Genomic DNA, 17,771 nt, shown 5'->3' with positions numbered 1-17,771 from the left:
CGTTAGTGTGGAGCCCCGTCCTGGACGCACCAACACGCCCACCAGGCGTGCGCGTCCACCGCAGTCCAGCACCGTCCAGCACACCACCGGTCCGGGGGCCCCGGCCCACAGCGGCTTCGCCGCGGGCTCCCGAACCCCGGTCGGAGGGCCCGTACCTCGATGTCCGTGCACAGCTACTCGGCGGCCAGTCATGACGCCGCCACGCCCGCTTTTCCGCGGCACGTCGTCACCGCCGTGCTCGTCGCCCACGACGGCGCCCGCTGGCTGCCCCAGGCGCTCTCCGGCATGCTCGGCCAGGAGCGCCCGGTCCAGAACGTGATCGCCGCGGACACCGGCAGCGCCGACGAGTCCGCAGCGCTCCTCGCCGACGCCCTCGGCGCCGACCGGGTGCTGCACCTCGCCCGCCGCAGCAGCTTCGGGACGGCCGTCGACGAGGCTGCGCGGGTGGCGGGTGTGCCCACCCCCGACGATCTGCCGTATCTGAAGCGGCCCAGCGGCTGGGACCCCGTCAGCCGCACCTGGCGGGACGACGCCTACGACATGCCGGAGTTCCCGCACGGCGAGCCCGTCCAGTGGCTGTGGCTGCTGCACGACGACTGCGCGCCCGAGCCGGACGCGCTCGCCGAGCTGCTGCGCGTCGCCGACGCCAGCCCCTCCGCCGCGATCATCGGCCCCAAGCTGCGCGGCTGGTACGACCGCAGGCAGCTGCTCGAAGTCGGCGTCAGCATCGCCAACAGCGGTCGCCGTTGGACCGGGCTGGAGCGGCGCGAGCAGGACCAGGGGCAGCACGACCAGGTCCGCCCGGTCCTCTCCGTCTCCAGCGCCGGGATGCTCATCCGCCGCGATGTGTGGGAGGAACTCGGCGGATTCGACCGGCGGCTGCCGCTGATGCGCGACGACGTCGACCTGTGCTGGCGCGCGCAGGCAGCCGGACACCGGGTGCTGATCGCTCCCGATGCCGTGCTGCGACACGCCGAGGCCGCCGCCCGCGAGCGCCGCCCCATCGACTGCGCCGGCCGGTTCGTGGCGAGCCCGCACCGCGTGGACAAGGCGGGTGCCGTCTACACGATGCTCGCCAACACCCGTGGCTCTGCGCTGCCCTGGGTCCTGCTGCGGCTTGTGCTCGGCACCCTGCTGCGCACGCTCGCCTATCTGGTCGGGAAGGTGCCCGGACAGGCGCTCGACGAAGTCGCCGGCCTCTTCGGCGTGCTGCTGCGGCCGGAGCGGCTCATCGCCGCCCGGCGGCGGCGCGGCAAGCCGGTGGTTGAGGCGGGCGAGCTGCGGCAGCTGTTCCCGCCGCCCGGCGCGACCGTACGGGCCACCGTGGAGCAGGTCGCGGGCAACTTCTTCGGGCGGTCCGACCCGGAACTCGCCTCCAGCGGACGGCATGGAGCCGTCGAGTCCGGCCCCGGCGGCGACGACGCGGACTTCATGGAGATCGAGCAGTTCGCACGGCTCAAGCGCATCGCCCGCAAGCCGGGCCCCGTCCTGTTTCTCGTCCTGCTGCTGGTCTCGGTCGTCGCCTGCCGCGGGCTGCTGGGCTCCGGAGCGCTCGCCGGCGGCGCACTGCTGCCCGCGCCCGGCGACGCCTCCGAGCTGTGGGCGCGCTACACCGGCGCCTGGCACCCGATCGGCGTCGGCGGCACCGCGTCCGCCCCGCCCTATCTGGCCGTCATCGCCGCACTGTCGACCGTGCTGTTCGGCAGCACCGGTCTCGCACTCACCCTGCTGCTGGTCTGCTCGGTGCCACTGGCCGGGCTCACCGCCTACTTCGCGTCGCGCCCGCTGGTCGAGTCCCGGCTGCTACGGGCGTGGGGGAGTGTCGCGTACGCCTTCCTGCCGGCGGCGACCGGCGCGCTCGCGGGCGGGCGGCTCGGCACGGCCGTCCTGGCAATCCTGCTGCCGCTGCTGGCGCGCGTCGGCATCGCCGCGAACGGCCTGCGGCTTCCGGCTCAGGGGGGCGCGCGGCCGAGCTGGCGCGCCGTCTGGGCGTACGCGCTCCTGTTGAGCTTCGCGACGGCCTTCACCCCGGTCGTCTGGCCGATCGCGCTCGTCCTGGGCATCGGGGTGCTGGTGCTGCGCCGGGTGCGCGGCCAGGGGGACCTGCCGGCGTACCTGACGCGCTTCATCGCCGCGCTCGCCACCCCGATCCTCGTCCTCGCCCCCTGGTCGCTGTCCCTGCTCACCAGCCCTTCCGCCTTCTTCCACGAGGTGGGGCTCGACTACGGCACCGGATCCGCCTCCGCCCTCGATCTGCTGGCGCTCAGCCCCGGCGGCCCGAAGGCCACAAGCGGGCTGCTGCTCATCGGCCTCGTGCTGGCCGGACTCGCCTCCCTGCTGCGTGGCGAACGGCAGTTGACGATCCGTACGGCCTGGGTCGTGGCGATCACCGGCCTGCTGTTCGCGGCGCTGGCCAACGGTTCGGCCTGGGCCGGTCCCAGCACGCTTGTCTACGGCATCGCGCTGCTGTGCGCGGCGGTGGTCGGAGCCGAGGGCGCGCGCGAACGGGTCGCGGCGCTGAACTTCGGCTGGCGGCAGCCCGTCGCCGGCCTCATCGCCGCCGCGGCCGTCGCCGGCCCGCTGTTCGCCGCCATCGGCTGGATGGTCAGCGGAGCGGCCGGACCCGTCCAGCGGCGCTCCCCCGAGCAAGTCCCGGCGTTCGTCGCGGAGGAGAGCCGCACCCGCGACCAGGCGCGCACCCTGGTGATCGGCGGCGGCGCCGACGGGGTCTCCTATGCCCTCGTCCGCGGATCCGGCGGCCGCCTCGGCGACGCCGATATCGCGGCCGTGGGCGGCGGCGACTCCCGGCTGGACGGCATCGTCGCCCACCTTGTCGCCGGTTCCGGCGCAGACCAGACCCGGCAGCTCGGCGGATACGCCGTGCGCTACGTGCTCGTCCGGGACGGCTCGCCGCGCCAGATGAGCCGCGTCCTCGACGCGACGCCCGGCCTGACCCGGCTCAGCCAGGAGGACGGCAGCGCGCTGTGGCGCGTGGACCAGCGGGTCGCGCGGGCCGTGATCGTCTCACCGAATCAGGCACAGGGCCCTTCCGGCGGACAGGCCACCCCGCCGGTGCCCGTGGCCGCCGGGCCCGTCGAGGTGCACACGCGCCTGGCGGACGGCCCCGCGGGCCGCGTCCTGCGGATCGCCGACCGGGCGGCGCCCGGGTGGCAGGCCACGCTCGACGGCAAGCCGTTGACGAAGACGACGGTCGATGGCTGGGCCCAGGGCTTCCAACTCCCCGCGGGCGGCGGCCGGCTGGACCTGACGTACGAGACGCCCGTCACCCGTACCGCGTGGCTGTGGGCGCAGGCAGCGCTCGCGACCGTACTGCTGGTGCTCGCGCTGCCGGGCCGCCGCCGGGAGGTCGACGACGATCTGCCCGAGCCCGAGGCGGTGTCCGTACCCGCGCAGCCGGTCGAGGGCGAGGGACGCCGTGCCCGCAGGCTGCGGGCAGCGGCCGAGGCCGAACAGGCCGCGCACGGCGCCGGACCGGACGAGCCGGAGCCGGCCGAAGGGGCCGGGGAGCAGCCGCAGCCCGACCCGATGGCGGACCCGTACACCGCGATCCCGCAGCAACAGCAGTACGGGGAGTGGGACTCGCAGGCATACGCGGCCGGCTACCAGCAGTACAACGAGCAGTACGACGGCCAGTACGACGGCCAGTACCAGGGCACCTATCCGGCCCAGCAGCAGGCGGGCACCTACCCGGCCGACCCCTACCAGGCCGGGCCGTACGAGGGCGGCCAGTACGCCGATCCGTACGGCTACCCCGCCCAGCCCTACACCGACGGCACCTATGGGGACGGCATCGAGCCCGGCCCCCGCCGCGACGGGAGCGAGCAGCAGTGAACCGCACCACCCTGTCCCTGATCGGCGTCGCCACCGCGCTCGCCGCCGTCACCTCGGTCGCCACCCTCACCGCTCCGGAGGCCTCCACGGGCGGCACCGAGGCCACCGCCGTGGCCACCGGGGAGCGACAGCCCGTCGAGCGGTCGACGCTGCTGTGCCCAGCGCCGTCCACCTCGGAGCTCGCCGAGACCACCTACACATCCTTCACCCCGAAAGGTGGGCCTGCGGCCGGCGGCGCACAGAAGGGCAGCGCGGATCTGCGGCCCGCGGCAAGCGCCCTGGGAGACAGCGCCGTAGTCGGCAAGGACGGCGCCAAGGCAGGTGGCAAGGGGAAGAAGGACACGGCGAAGGGTGGTGAAGCCAAGCCGCTCGCGCCCCTCAAGCGGCCCGGCACGCCGGCTACGGCCACCACCTCCGACAGCACCGCCCCGGCACTCATCGGCTCCGCGGACGGCGCCTTCGCGCCCGGCTGGACCGTCCAGCAGACCACTGTGCTCACGGCGGGAACCGGCCGTGGCGTGCTCGGCGCCTCCTGTACCGCTCCGGACACCGAGTTCTGGTTCCCGGGTGTCAGCACCGCCGACCAGCGCCGTGACTACATCCACCTGACCAACCCGGACGACACCGCCGCCGTCGTCGACCTCGAGCTGTACGGGCGGGACGGCCTGCTCGAGAACTCGACGGGCGAGGGCATCACCATCCCGGCCCGCTCCAGCGTTCCCGTGCTGCTGTCCACCCTCACCGCGAAGCCGGCGCCCGACGCCACCCTGCACGCCGTGGCCCGCGCCGGCCGCGTCGGCGCCTCGGTCCAGGCCCTGGACGAGCAGCAGGGCGGCGACTGGCTGCCGGCCGCCGCCGACCCCAGCGGCAGTGCCGTACTGCCCGGCATCCCCGCGGACGCCACCTCCGTACGCCTGGTGGCGATGGCGACCGGCGAGAACGACGCCGATCTGAAGGTGCGGCTGGCCGGTCCGTCCGGTCAGCTGACGCCGGCCGGGCACGAGACGCTGAATGTGAAGAGCGGCATGACCACGGCGGTGGACCTCGGGGATCTGACCAAGGGCGAGCCGGGTTCGCTGGTGCTCTCCCCGGCGGACGGCAGCGACCCCGCGCCGTTCGCCGCGGCCCTGCGCGTCACCCGGGGCAAGGGCAGCGAGCAGGAGACCGCGTTCATCCCCGCAACCGGGGCGATCGAGGAGCGGGCGACCGCCGTCGACAACCGCGCCAAAGGCTCGACCCTCTCCCTCATCGCGCCCGGGAAGACCGCGAAGGTGAAGGTCACCGCCTCGGCGGGGGGCGGCTCCGGGAGCAAGACGTACGCGGTCAAGGGCGGTACGACCATGGCCGTACGCCCGCCGGTCCCGCCGGGTGCCAAGGGCAGCTATGCGGTCTCCGTCGAGCCGCTGTCGGGCGGCCCCGTCCACGCCTCCCGGACGCTCGAACTCCCGCGGGGCGGCATCCCGATGTTCACCATCCAGACGCTTCCTGACGACCGCGGGACCGTCGCGGTGTCCAAGGCCGCGCAGAACCTGTTGGTGCTGAACGACTGAGCGGCCCGCCCGGGACCTCGCGGCGGCACCGGGCGGGGGCGGGGGTCACTCCTGCCCGTAGCGCGGATCGACCGACTCCGGGGCCAAACCGAGCAGTTCGGCGACCTGCTCGACGACGACCTCGTGGACGAGCAGCGCCCGCTCGTCCCGGCTCTTGGTACGGATCTCCACCGGCCGCCGGTAGACGACGATGCGCGCCGGGCCGCCGTCGCGCCCCTCGCGCGCCGGGATCATCCGGCCCAGTGGCACCGCCCCGTCGTCCCACAGGCCCGGGCCGTCGCTCTGGGTGCCGTCGGGAGGCGGCACCTCGCGCACCAGGAACTCGACGTCCGACAGTTGGGGCCAGCGCCGCTCCAGCCGCTCGGCGGAGTCGTGTACGAGATCGACGAAGGCTTCCGTGCGGCTGAGGGAAAGCGGCACCTGAGGCGGAGCGATCGGGCCGCGCATGCCGCGTCCGTGCCGGTCACGGCGTCGTGGTCGTGGCTCGGAGGGGCGGGGAGAAACGGGGGTGTCCATCACTCCCGAGGGTAGCTGTCGGTCCTGGTGGTGGCGGCACAGGCCGGTTATGCAGCGGCATGTCGCCCAATGAGCATTCCAGCCATATTCGCGCTCGATTCTGCGCGATATTGAGACCGGGGATCTCGAGGCGAATGACACTATTTGTACCGAGTGGTGACAGGAATCATCGTCGCCGCCTCGCTCCGCCGGTGGGACCGGCGCAGGTCAGGCACGGTGTCCGCAGGTCAGACCAAGTGTGGGGGCCGATACGACACGGCGGAGTGACCTCCTGGAGAGTCGTCGCGGCCCGCTCAAGAGTGCGGTACCGTCCAACGTCGTGAGCCCTGTACGTCGCTGTTCGCGAACCGCGTGCGGCCGTCCCGCCGTCGCGACGCTGACGTACGTCTACGCGGACTCGACCGCCGTTCTCGGTCCGCTCGCCACCTACGCCGAGCCGCACTGCTACGACCTGTGCGCCGAGCACTCCGAGCGGCTGACCGCCCCCCGCGGCTGGGAAGTCGTCCGCCTCGCGGTCGACGCCGGCCCCACCCGCCCCAGCAGCGACGATCTGGAAGCGCTCGCCAACGCCGTACGCGAGGCCGCCCGCCCGCAGGAGCGCGCGGCCGAAGGGGGCGGCCACAGCGGCCGGGAGGCCGACCCCATGGAGGTGGCTCGCCGTGGCCACCTGCGTGTCCTGCGCTCGCCTGAGTCCTGAAACACCCCTGCCTGTAAGGCTGCTGTGGCCTCGCGCCCGACTTGTCCGCCTCGCCAGGCTTGTCGCCATCCCCTCTGCGCTGGTGCCGCCCGGTAGATTTGGCAGCCCATTGGACTCCAGAAGGGGTTGGCTGTGCCCGACTTGTCGCAGATCGTGAAGGCGTACGACGTGCGCGGTGTGGTCCCGGACCAGTGGGACGAGTCCCTCGCCGAGCTCTTCGGCGCAGCCTTCGCGCAGGTGACCGGCGCGCGCGCCATCGTCGTCGGACATGACATGCGGCCCTCCTCGCCGGGACTGGCAGGGGCGTTCGCCCGCGGCGCTGCCGCGTGCGGAGTGGACGTGACCGAGATCGGCCTGTGCTCCACCGATCAGTTGTACTTCGCCAGCGGCCAACTCGGCCTGCCGGGTGCGATGTTCACCGCGAGCCACAATCCCGCCCAGTACAACGGCATCAAGATGTGCCGGGCCGGTGCCGCTCCCGTCGGCCAGGACACCGGACTCGCCGAGATCCGCGCCCTGGTGGAGGACTGGGCCGGCTCCGGCGCCCCCGCGCCCGCCGCCACTCCTGGCACGATCAGCCGACGGGACGTCCTCGCCGACTATGCCGCGCACCTGCGTTCGCTGGTCGACCTCACCACCATCCGGCCGCTGAAGATCGTGGTCGACGCCGGGAACGGCATGGGCGGCCACACCGTGCCGACCGTCTTCGACGGCCTGCCGATCGACCTGGTTCCGATGTACTTCGAGCTGGACGGCACCTTCCCCAACCACGAGGCCAATCCGCTCGACCCGAAGAACCTCGTCGACCTCCAGGCCCGCGTCCTGGAGACCGGCGCCGACGCCGGACTGGCCTTCGACGGGGACGCCGACCGCTGCTTCGTCGTCGACCAGCGCGGCGAGCCCGTCTCCCCGTCTGCGATCACCGCTCTCGTCGCCGCCCGCGAGCTGGACAAGCACGGCGGCGGCACGATCATCCACAACTGCATCACCTCCTGGTCTGTCCCGGAGGTCGTCAGGGAGCACGGCGGCACCCCGGTCCGCACCCGGGTCGGCCACTCCTTCATCAAGGCGGAAATGGCCCGCACCGGCGCGATCTTCGGCGGCGAGCACTCCGCGCACTACTACTTCCGCGACTTCTGGAACGCCGATACGGGCATGCTCGCCGCCCTGCATGTGCTGGCGGCGCTCGGCGAGCAGGACGGGCCGCTGTCCGCGCTCGTCGAGCAGTACGACCGCTACGCCGCGTCCGGCGAGATCAACAGCATGGTGGACGACCAGGGCGGGCGCATGGCCGCCGTCAGGACCGCTTTCGACGGCCGTGACGACGTCGAACTCGACGAGCTGGACGGGCTGACCGTCGCCGCCGCCCACTGGTGGTTCAACCTCCGCCCCTCCAACACCGAGCCGCTGCTCCGCCTCAACGTCGAGGCCGGCGACGCGGAGACGGTGGCGAAGGTCCGCGACGAAGTCCTGGCCATCGTCCGAGCCTGAGCCGCCACGGCGGGCCGATTCCCGGAGGGGGCGGCCCGCGCCGCGCAACCGGTCGGAGATGGCTGGTACGCCCCAATATTGGGGCGGGTGGGCGGGAACAGCCGCGCCGAGGCGCGGGCCAACTGGCTGCTCGGCAAGCCGCCGTACGGAGGCCGTCTGGTCCCCCGGTAACCGGCCCAGGCGCCGTAACTGGCCCAGGCGCCGGCCGCTGAGCCCGCGGGCAGCGCACCACCGGGCCGGAGGTCACCTCGCACCACGGGGCCGGAGCCCGGTCCCTTCCGTGTAACCCGGCCGGAGGCCACCCCGCCCAGCCGGGCGCCGCAGGCCGTCCCGCCCCGCGCTCCGACGCCGACCCGGCGGTAGGCTGACGAGGCCGAATACTCCTCGCCTCGCCCCCACCGGGCAGAGGAAAGGACCACCCGAAGGGACAGCTCGCACCACCGGGCCGGAGGCCACCTCGTACCACCGGGCCGGAGGTCACCTCGCACCACCGGGCCGGAGGTCACCTCGCACCACCGGGCCGGAGGTCACCTCGCACCACCGGGCCGGAGCCCGGTCCCTTCCGTGTAACCCGGCCGGAGGCCACCCCGCCCAGCCGGGCGCCGCAGGCCGTCCCGCCCCGCGCTCCGACGCCGACCCGGCGGTAGGCTGACGAGGCCGAATATTCCTCGCCTCGCCCCCACCGGGCAGAGGAAAGGACCACCCGAAGGGACAGCCCATGCCGCTCGAAGCCGGTCTCCTGGAGATTCTCGCCTGCCCGGCGTGCCACGCGCCGCTCCGCGAAGCCTCGGCGACCGACACCGGAGCCGAAACCGGCGGCGGCGAGCTGCAGTGCACCGGCACCGACTGCGGCCTGGCCTACCCCATCCGCGACGGCATCCCCGTCCTCCTTGTCGACGAGGCCCGTCGCCCGGCCTGAGCACAGTACGGGCGCCCGGGCCGCGGAACCCCCAGCCCCGGCGGAATGACATCCCCCGGTGATCGGAGGCCCCAGAACGATGCTCGACGAGTCGCTGCTCGACGCCCCCGAGACTCTCGTCAGCGCCGACACCGGCGGCCTGCTGCGCAGTGTCGCCGCATCAGGTGCCCGCGTCCGTACAGCCAACCGCGCTGCCAGCGAAGCCGGGGTGGCCGACCTCAAGCCGGACGGCCGGCCGCGCTCCGTCCTCGTTGCAGGCTCCGCCCCGACCACCGGCTGCATCGCCGACCTGCTGTCCGCCCTCGCCGGCGGCAACACCCCGGTCAGCCTGATCCGCGCTACCGGTGCCCTTGCCGCCCCCGGTGCCCTGCTGTGGACGCTCCCCGGCTGGGCGGGCCCGCTCGACCTGCTGATTCTGGTCACCATGGACGGTACGGAGCCGGGCCTGTCCGCGCTCCTGGAACAGGCCTACCGGCGCGGCTGTTCGGTCGTGGCGATCACACCGCCGCGCACCCCGGTCAGCGATGAGACCGGGGGCCGACACGGGCTCGTGGTGCCGCTGACCCCCGCCCCCTTCGAGCTCCCCGAGGACAAGCCGGTCTCCATTCCCAGCCCCCTTCCGGGCCCCGGTCCGCTCCCGCGTCCCGACGGGCAGCAGGTCGTCGGCGCCGGGCTCCCCGGCACTCTCTGGGCTCTGCTGACCCCACTTCTTGTCCTCTTCGACCGGATCGGCATCTTCCCCGCGTCGCCACCGACCATCCAGCTGGTCGCCGACAGCCTCGACCGGGTCGCCGAACGCTGTGGCCCGGCCAACGCCACCTACACCAACCCCGCCAAGACCCTCGCGGTCGAGCTCGCGGACGCCCTCCCGCTGCTGTGGAGCGACGGTCCCGTGGCGGGCGCCGCCGGCCGGCACTTCGCACGCGTGCTCGCCACCGTGGCCGGCCGCCCGGCCCTGGCCGCCGAACTGCCCGACGCCCTCATCGCCCACGGCACCCTGCTCTCCGGCGCCTTCGCTGCCGGCGCCAATCCCGAGGACTTCTTCCGCGACCGCGTCGAGGAGAGGCAGGCGCTGCACGCGCGCGTGGTGCTGCTCCGTGAGGAGACCACCCTGCCCGCGCACTCGCCGACGCCGGCGGCCCGCGAGCTCGCGCTCGGCCACGACACGCCGATCAGCGAATTCGAGCCTTCCGGAGGCAGCGCGTTGGAAGCTGCCGCCGAACTGCTCGCCATCTCGGATTTCGCCGCCGTTTACCTGGCGATCGCCTCCGCAGAGAAATCATGAGCAGTCGCCGCGGCGGTTGACGCTGCGGCCAGCCCGTAACTCACAGTCAGGAACCGCACCCCATGGACCGCCTCGCCAACACCGTGCGCCCCTACGCCTGGGGCTCCACCACCGCCATCCCGCAGCTGCTGGGTACCGAGCCGACCGGCGAGCCGCAGGCCGAGCTGTGGATGGGTGCACACCCCGGGGCACCGTCCCGCGTCGACCGGGGCGCGGGCCCCGTCGCGCTCTCCGAGGTGATCGAGGCCGACCCCGAGACCGAGCTCGGCCCGAGCGCCGTGAAGGCATTCGGCCCCCGGCTGCCGTTCCTGCTCAAGATCCTGGCTGCCGCCTCGCCGCTGTCCCTCCAGGTCCACCCCGACCTCGCCCAGGCCGCGGCGGGCTTCGCCGACGAAGAGCAGCGCGGCGTCCCGATCGACGCCCCGCACCGCAACTACAAGGACACCAACCACAAGCCCGAGCTGATCTGCGCCCTCACCCCCTTCCAGGGGCTGTGCGGCTTCCGGCACGAGGAGGAGGCCGCCGACCTGCTCGCCCGTCTCGAGGTCGACTCCCTCAAGCCGTACGTCGACATCCTGCACGCAAGCCCCGAGTCGGACGCGCTGCGCGAGGTCTTCACCGCCGTTCTGACCGCCGATCCGGAGGCGATGGCCGAGACCGTCACGGAGGCGGCCGCGGCGGCGAAGCGGCTCGGCACTGTGGACGGACCGTACCGTGACGCCTACGCCGCGTACGCCGCCATCGCACGGCACTACCCCGGCGACCCCGGCGTGATCGCCGCGATGCTGCTCAACTACGTACAGCTGCAGCCGGGCGAGGCGCTGTACCTGGGTGCCGGCGTTCCGCACGCCTACCTCGACGGCCTCGGCGTCGAGATCATGGCCAACTCCGACAACGTGCTGCGCTGCGGCCTCACCCCCAAGCACGTCGACGTACCCGAACTCCTGCGCATCGTCCGCTTCGAGGCGACCGCTCCGGCCGTGCTGCGCCCCGCGGCCGCAGCGGCCGCGGGCGAGGAGGCGTACGAGACCCCGATCGACGAGTTCCGGCTCTCGCGGTACGTGCCGGCCGAGGCGGACGGGGCGCGTCGGCTCCCGACCGGCACGCCGCAGATCCTCCTCTGCACGGCGGGTACGGTCCTGCTGCGCTCCGAGTGCGGGACTGACGGCGAAGATTTGCTGCTCAGGCAGGGGGAGTCGGCCTTCGTCCCGGCAGGGGAGCAGATCACACTCTCCGGCACCGGTACGGTCTTCCGCGCCACCGTCGCCGTCTGATGCCGGCGCCGCAGGCCGGTCCGGGGTCGCCCGGACCGGCCTGCGGCAACCTGGGGGATCGGCCGTCGAGCGGGCTGCAACAATGGCCCCGGTAAAGGGAGAGCAAAACTCCGGCTCGACGGAAGGGACACTCGGCACTCATGAGTGCATCAGGCGGAACCAAGGCGATCGTTGCCGCGCTGGGCGCGAATCTGGCCATCGCCGCGAGCAAGTTCGTGGCGTTCGCCTTCAGCGGCTCGTCGTCGATGCTCGCTGAGGGCGTGCACTCGGTCGCTGACTCCGGCAACCAGGCACTGCTCCTGCTCGGCGGCAAGAAGGCGCAGAAGAAGGAGACCGAGGAGCACCCCTTCGGCTACGGCCGCGAGCGCTACATCTACGGCTTCCTGGTCTCGATCGTCCTGTTCAGCATCGGTGGTGTCTTCGCGCTCTACGAGGGCTACGAGAAGATCAAGCACCCGCACGCGATCGAGCACTGGTACTGGCCGGTCGGTGTTCTTGTCTTCGCGATCATCGCGGAGACTTTCTCCTTCCGTACGGCGATCAAGGAGTCCAACGAGGTCCGCGGCAAGCAGTCCTGGAGCCAGTTCGTCCGTACCGCCAAGGCTCCGGAGCTGCCGGTCGTCCTCCTGGAGGACCTCGGCGCGCTCGTCGGTCTGGTCATCGCGCTCGTCGGCGTGGCCCTGGCGCTCGCGACCGGCAACAGCGTGTGGGACGGCATCGGCACCCTCGGCATCGGCGTGCTGCTTGTGCTGATCGCCCTCGTGCTCGCGGCCGAGACCAAGTCGCTGCTGCTGGGCGAGGCCGCCCGGCCCGAGGAGGTCAAGAAGATCCGCGAGGCGGTGGTGGACGACGAGAAGGTCACCCGCCTGATCCACATGCGGACGCTGCACCTCGGGCCCGACGAACTGCTCGTCGCCGCGAAGATCGCAGTGCGTCGCGACTCCACCGCTGCCGAGGTCGCGGAGGCGATCAACGCGGCCGAGCGTCGTATCCGCGAGGCCGTTCCGATCGCCCGCGTGATCTACCTCGAGCCGGACATCTACGACGCGGCGCGGGCCACCGCGGGTCCCGAGCCGGTCGAGGCGGCAGGCGAACCCAGCGCACACTAAGCGCCCCAACCCCGGCATATCGGTCTCATAGAACAGGCGTCGTGGATCCGGCGCGAACACTGAAAGCCCCCGCGGCGCGCCGCGGCAGCTTGCCCGCCCACCCGCCCCAGCTTGGGGTGGGTGGGCGCAGCTCTGCCAGCACGAGCCGTGCACGCGTTCTCGCACCGTGTGGATCCCGCAACACCACCGGGCGGGTTCGGGGTGCGGGCTAGGGCGCGCTGGGTTGATCGGTGTAGATTCGTGGCGAGACAGACGTCGCTGCTGATGGCGGTCGGGCGGTCCGTCCTACGGGCCGGCCGAGGGAGAGAGGGCCTCCGACGGACTGCGCTGCGGCCAGGGGACCCGTGTGTCCGCTGCCGCAGACAAGCCGTATCCACTCTCGCTCGATCCACGAGGAGCAGCCCGTATGACGACAGCCGCTACCGGTCAGGACTTCAAGGTCGCCGACCTGTCCCTGGCCGCCTACGGCCGCAAGGAGATCACCCTCGCCGAGCACGAGATGCCCGGCCTGATGGCGATCCGCAAGGAGTACGCCGACTCTCAGCCGCTGGCGGGTGCCCGCATCACCGGCTCGCTGCACATGACGGTGCAGACGGCTGTGCTGATCGAGACCCTTGTCGCGTTGGGCGCCCAGGTCCGTTGGGCGTCGTGCAACATCTTCTCCACCCAGGACCACGCCGCCGCGGCGGTCGTGGTCGGCCCGAACGGCAGCCCGGAGAACCCGCAGGGCGTGCCGGTCTTCGCCTGGAAGGGCGAGACGCTCGACGAGTACTGGTGGTGCACGGAGCAGGCCCTGACCTGGCCGGGCACCCCGACCGGTGGCCCGAACATGATCCTGGACGACGGTGGTGACGCCACCCTTCTCGTCCACAAGGGCGTCGAGTTCGAGAAGGCGGGGGCCGTCCCGGACCCCTCGACGGCGGACAACGACGAGTACCGCATCATCCTCGAGCTGCTGAACCGCACGATCGGTGAGAACCCGCAGAAGTGGACCCAGCTCGCCTCGGAGATCCGCGGTGTGACCGAGGAGACCACTACCGGTGTCCACCGGCTGTACGAGATGCAGCAGGCCGGCGAGCTGCTGTTCCCGGCGATCAACGTCAACGACTCGGTGACCAAGTCGAAGTTCGACAACAAGTACGGCTGCCGGCACTCGCTGGTCGACGGCATCAACCGGGCCACCGACGTGCTGATCGGCGGCAAGGTCGCGGTCGTCTGTGGCTACGGCGACGTGGGCAAGGGTTGCGCCGAGTCGCTGCGCGGCCAGGGCGCGCGCGTCGTCGTCACCGAGATCGACCCCATCTGCGCGCTGCAGGCGGCGATGGACGGCTACCAGGTCGCCACCCTGGACGACGTGGTCGAGACGGCCGACATCTTCATCACCACGACCGGCAACAAGGACATCATCATGGCCTCCGACATGGCCAAGATGAAGCACCAGGCCATCGTCGGGAACATCGGCCACTTCGACAACGAGATCGACATGGCCGGCCTGGCAAAGATCCCGGGCATCGTGAAGGACGAGGTCAAGCCCCAGGTCCACACCTGGACGTTCCCCGACGGCAAGAAGATCATCGTGCTATCCGAGGGCCGTCTGCTGAACCTGGGCAACGCCACCGGTCACCCGTCGTTCGTGATGTCCAACTCCTTCGCGAACCAGACGATCGCGCAGATCGAGCTGTTCACCAAGCCGCAGGCCTACCCCATCGGCGTCTATGTCCTGCCCAAGCACCTGGACGAGAAGGTCGCCCGGCTCCACCTCGACGCGCTCGGCGCCAAGCTGACCACGCTGCGGCCGGAGCAGGCTGAGTACATCGGCGTTCCGGTGGAGGGCCCGTACAAGCCCGACCACTACCGCTACTGACAGCACCAGCACCACGACGATCAAGCCGGGCCCCCGCCAGCCGCGGGGGCCCGGCCCGTCAAGGACCTCATCATGCCCCGCGGCCGCTACTCGCTTCACGACCCGCACGACCACACCCCCCTCGGACAAGAGCACTTCCACTGCGCCGTCGGCCCCTCCGGCTGGCGCTACGTCTCCCAGATCACCTCCCCCTCCGGTGATCACGTCGGCTCGGTCGACCTCACCACCGACGCACTCGGCCGCCCTATTCGCCTGGAACTCCACGCCGCGAGCTGGCAGGTCCGCGGCGCGGCTCTCGAGGGAGTGACCTGGGTCCGTACGGATCCCACCGGCGCCCACGCCACTGAGGGCAAAGTCCGTGCCCATGCCTTCACTGGTGCCTCCCCCGCTTTTCTCGTCGCCACGGCCCGGCTGCTCCGCCTCACCGAGGCTTCGGCCGCCAACGTGGCGGGCGGCCCCCCAGCCACCCGTATCCGACTCGTCGCCTTCACCAGCCCCGTCCTGGCGCCCCGCACGCTCGACCAGTCCTGGGCCTTGATGAAGAGGGAAACACACGCCACTGACAGTGGCCCCCTCACCGTGGACCACTACCGGGTCACCGACCTGGAGACGGGGGAGCAGAGCACCGTGCACATCGCCGGTGACGTCGTCCTGTCCGCTCCCGGGATCGAACTCGAAGACCTCGAGTCCCCGCCCTCGGCCTTCAGCTGAGAACTGCCGAGAGCCGCACGGTCACGCTGGCGGTACGAAGCCCGTTGATGCGTGGGGCGGCTCCGCCCGCACTGTGTGGACCGGGCCCGGCTCGGCGGCTTCCGGCGACGACGGATCCTGGGCCGCCACAGGAGCCGGATTCGGTGGCGAATCAGAAGGCATGGCCGGTGCGGACTCCGGACCGGCAGCCGACGCGGACCAGTGTCCCGGCGTCCCCGTCGGCGCAGCCCACGGACCGGGCGCAGGCGTACCGAAGGCCCGCTGCGCGTCGCGTGCCTGCCGCTCGCCCGCCACCCCCGCCAAAAAGGCAGCCGGGGGAACCCCGTCGGGCACCGCCGTACCCGTGAAGGAAACGACGTCCGCCGCCAGCCGCGCCGCCAGAGTCCAGCTGACCTGCGGATCCAGATCGCCGATACGGCTCAGGTACTGACGTACCGCAAGCCACAGCCCCTCCGGCACCCGCGACAGGTCCAGCGCGCCCAGCCGGCCGGCCAGCCACGGCGGCGGGGGCGGCATCCGCACCGCCTCGGGCACCGGTATGCGCTCCCGTACGACCAGCGTCCCCGCGAAGACGTCCCCCAGCCGCCGCCCCCGGGCCGACACCAAAGACGCGATCACCGCGACCGCCCCGAACGTCATCAGGATTTCCACGACGCCCATCGCGCCGCGTACCAGCGCGTGCCGGAAACGGATCGGCCCACCGTCGTCCCGGACCACGCGCAGCCCACACGCGAGCTTCCCCAGAGAACGTCCGCGGCTCAGTGTCTCCACCGCGATCGGCAGCCCCACCAGCACCAGCACGAACAAGGCCACCGACACGGCAGCCTCCGCCGCCGGGTCCAACGAAGCCGTCGCCGCTATGAGCGCCACCGACAGCGCTATATAGGCGGTCCAGATCACCACCAGGTCGATCAACACCGCCAGCGTGCGGCTCGGCAGCTTCGCGGGCCGCAGTCCCAGCACCACGGCCTCACCGGTCACGAGCTCAGTCACGTGCGGCGTCCTCTCTCATACGTTTTCGCGTTCCCCGATCTGCCACGGGCCGTGCCCGTACCCTGCCCCGTACACCCGTGCGACCAGTCTGCCGTCGATCGACCACTGTCTGCCAAGCTGAGTGCGCGGTCCGTGCATCCGCACCACCACGGGCCGCGTACCTGTGCCGATGTCCCATCGAGGAGCAGCGCCCCGTGGACCTGGATGTGTTCGTCGCCGCCCACAGCACCGAGTGGGACCGCCTGGACGTGCTGCTGCGGCGCCGGAGTCGCCTGACCGGTGCGGAAGCCGACGAGCTCGTCATGCTCTACCAGCGAGCGGCCACCCACCTCTCGCTGATTCAGTCGAGCGCCCCCGACCCGCAGCTCACCGGCCGACTGACGCAGCTCGTCGCGCGCGCCCGCAGCGCCGTCACGGGTGCCCGCAAGGCGAGTTGGCGGGACGCCGCGCACTTTCTCGCCGTGGGCTTCCCGGCCGCCCTGTATCGGACGCGGCGATGGTGGGGCCTGACAGCCGTACTGTCCACAGCCCTCGCCGTCCTGATCGGGTGGTGGATCGGTACCCACCCGGAAGTACAGGCGTCCATCGCGGCCCCGGACGAGCTGCGAGAGCTGACCCGTCCCGGCGGCCAGTACGAGACCTACTACTCGAGCCACGCGGCGGCCGCCTTCGCCGCCCAGGTCTGGACGAACAACGCCCAGGTCGCCGCGACGTGCCTGGTCTTCGGGGGCTTCCTGGGACTGCCGGTGCTCTGGGTGCTCTTCCAGAACACGCTCAATCTGGGCGTCGGTCTGGGCTTGATGTCCTCGGCGGGCCGGCTCGACACCTTCCTGGGCCTGATACTCCCGCACGGCTTGCTGGAGCTCACCGCCGTCTTCGTCGCCGCGGGAACGGGCCTCAGGCTCGGTTGGACGCTCATCGACCCCGGCCCGCGACCCCGCCGCTCAGCGCTCGCGCAGGAGGGCCGGGCCGCGATCGGCATGGCGATCGGTCTCGCGGTCGTGCTCTTCGTCTCGGGAGTGATTGAGGGCTTCGTAACCCCTTCCGGTCTCCCCACGTGGGCCCGCATCACGATCGGCGTCGCCGCAGAGCTGGCCTTCCTGGCGTACGTTTATGTGGTGGGTGGCCGGGCGGTACGTGCCGGCGAGACGGGGGACCTCGAGGCCGGGGACCGTAGCGCCGAGCTGCCGGCCGCCGCCTGATGTGCATCCGGCGGCCCTGACCTGCTAAGGTCGCTGTCTCCGGCGGACCTGTTGACACGGGTCGAGCCGGGAGGTAGATTCGAACGGTTGCCGGGGGAGCTGGACAGGCTTCTCCGCAAGCACGTAAGATCATCGCCGCTCCGGACGGGAAACCAAGCCCTGCGGAGCACCTCTCGGATAGTTATCGGGAGCGTTGAGCCGAGCAAATCGGCCAAAGCGAATCTGATAAAGTCGGAGAAGCCGAAAGGCAAAGGCTTTCCAACGGCCTCTGGATGTCGAATTCGGACCGGGAACGGTGCGAATAGAGC

At 71.9% G+C, this 17,771-nt stretch carries 13 protein-coding genes; 11 read left to right on the top strand and 2 right to left on the bottom strand.

Annotation, left to right across the window (positions count from 1 at the left end):
* Positions 1-159: 159 nt before the first annotated feature.
* Together ACY34J_RS20610 and ACY34J_RS20605 are read left to right on the top strand one after the other, a co-directional pair.
* Positions 160-3,852, top strand: a complete 3,693-nt coding sequence (locus ACY34J_RS20610; protein ID WP_462727998.1) for a glycosyltransferase — start codon at positions 160-162, stop codon at positions 3,850-3,852.
* The gene (locus ACY34J_RS20605; RefSeq protein ID WP_462727999.1) at positions 3,849-5,402 is read left to right on the top strand and encodes a DUF5719 family protein; all 1,554 of its coding nucleotides are present in this window, start codon (positions 3,849-3,851) and stop codon (positions 5,400-5,402) included. Before ACY34J_RS20610 ends, ACY34J_RS20605 begins: the two co-directional genes overlap by 4 nt.
* A 45-nt stretch (positions 5,403-5,447) precedes the next feature.
* Here ACY34J_RS20605 and ACY34J_RS20600 read toward each other — a convergent pair whose 3' ends face one another.
* Positions 5,448-5,918 carry a metallopeptidase family protein gene (locus ACY34J_RS20600; RefSeq protein WP_462728000.1) on the bottom strand — a complete coding sequence of 157 codons (471 nt, stop codon included), beginning with the start codon at positions 5,916-5,918 and terminating at the stop codon, positions 5,448-5,450.
* 271 nt (positions 5,919-6,189) lie between these two features.
* Between ACY34J_RS20600 and ACY34J_RS20595 the strand changes: the two genes are divergently transcribed.
* The 8 genes from ACY34J_RS20595 to ACY34J_RS20560 all read left to right on the top strand — a co-directional run bounded on the left by ACY34J_RS20595 (position 6,190) and on the right by ACY34J_RS20560 (position 15,268).
* A complete protein-coding gene (locus tag ACY34J_RS20595; protein WP_462728015.1) occupies positions 6,190-6,615 on the top strand; it encodes a DUF3499 domain-containing protein in 426 nt (141 codons plus the stop codon).
* Positions 6,616-6,747: 132 nt separating this feature from the next.
* Entirely contained in the window at positions 6,748-8,106 is a 1,359-nt protein-coding gene (locus ACY34J_RS20590; protein WP_462728001.1) for a phosphomannomutase/phosphoglucomutase, read from the top strand.
* A 718-nt stretch (positions 8,107-8,824) separates the two neighbouring features.
* On the top strand, positions 8,825-9,025 hold the full coding sequence (locus ACY34J_RS20585) for a Trm112 family protein (protein WP_462728002.1): 201 nt from the start codon (positions 8,825-8,827) through the stop codon (positions 9,023-9,025).
* 79 nt (positions 9,026-9,104) lie between these two features.
* On the top strand, positions 9,105-10,310 hold the full coding sequence (locus tag ACY34J_RS20580) for an SIS domain-containing protein (protein ID WP_462728003.1): 1,206 nt from the start codon (positions 9,105-9,107) through the stop codon (positions 10,308-10,310).
* Between the two features lie 62 nt (positions 10,311-10,372).
* The gene (gene manA, locus ACY34J_RS20575) at positions 10,373-11,584 is read left to right on the top strand and encodes a mannose-6-phosphate isomerase, class I (RefSeq protein ID WP_462728004.1); all 1,212 of its coding nucleotides are present in this window, start codon (positions 10,373-10,375) and stop codon (positions 11,582-11,584) included.
* Positions 11,585-11,724: 140 nt separating this feature from the next.
* Positions 11,725-12,693, top strand: coding sequence for a cation diffusion facilitator family transporter (locus ACY34J_RS20570; protein ID WP_462728005.1), 969 nt, complete (start codon positions 11,725-11,727; stop codon positions 12,691-12,693).
* A 406-nt stretch (positions 12,694-13,099) separates the two neighbouring features.
* Entirely contained in the window at positions 13,100-14,557 is a 1,458-nt protein-coding gene (gene ahcY / locus ACY34J_RS20565; RefSeq protein ID WP_462728006.1) for an adenosylhomocysteinase, read from the top strand.
* 72 nt (positions 14,558-14,629) lie between these two features.
* Positions 14,630-15,268, top strand: a complete 639-nt coding sequence (locus tag ACY34J_RS20560; RefSeq protein WP_462728007.1) for a hypothetical protein — start codon at positions 14,630-14,632, stop codon at positions 15,266-15,268.
* A gap of 21 nt (positions 15,269-15,289) precedes the next feature.
* Here ACY34J_RS20560 and ACY34J_RS20555 read toward each other — a convergent pair whose 3' ends face one another.
* Positions 15,290-16,261 (bottom strand): RDD family protein, encoded by a 972-nt coding sequence (locus ACY34J_RS20555; protein WP_462728008.1) that lies wholly within the window; start codon positions 16,259-16,261, stop codon positions 15,290-15,292.
* A 194-nt stretch (positions 16,262-16,455) separates the two neighbouring features.
* Between ACY34J_RS20555 and ACY34J_RS20550 the strand changes: the two genes are divergently transcribed.
* Positions 16,456-17,463: a stage II sporulation protein M gene (locus ACY34J_RS20550; protein WP_462728009.1), complete on the top strand. Its 1,008-nt coding sequence runs from the start codon at positions 16,456-16,458 to the stop codon at positions 17,461-17,463.
* Positions 17,464-17,771 lie beyond the last annotated feature (308 nt).

The sequence above is a fragment of the Streptomyces sp. HSS9-12 genome, assembly GCF_054963655.1.
Note: the sequence above shows the minus strand (reverse complement) of the source record. Positions and strands in the feature narration are given on the sequence as shown.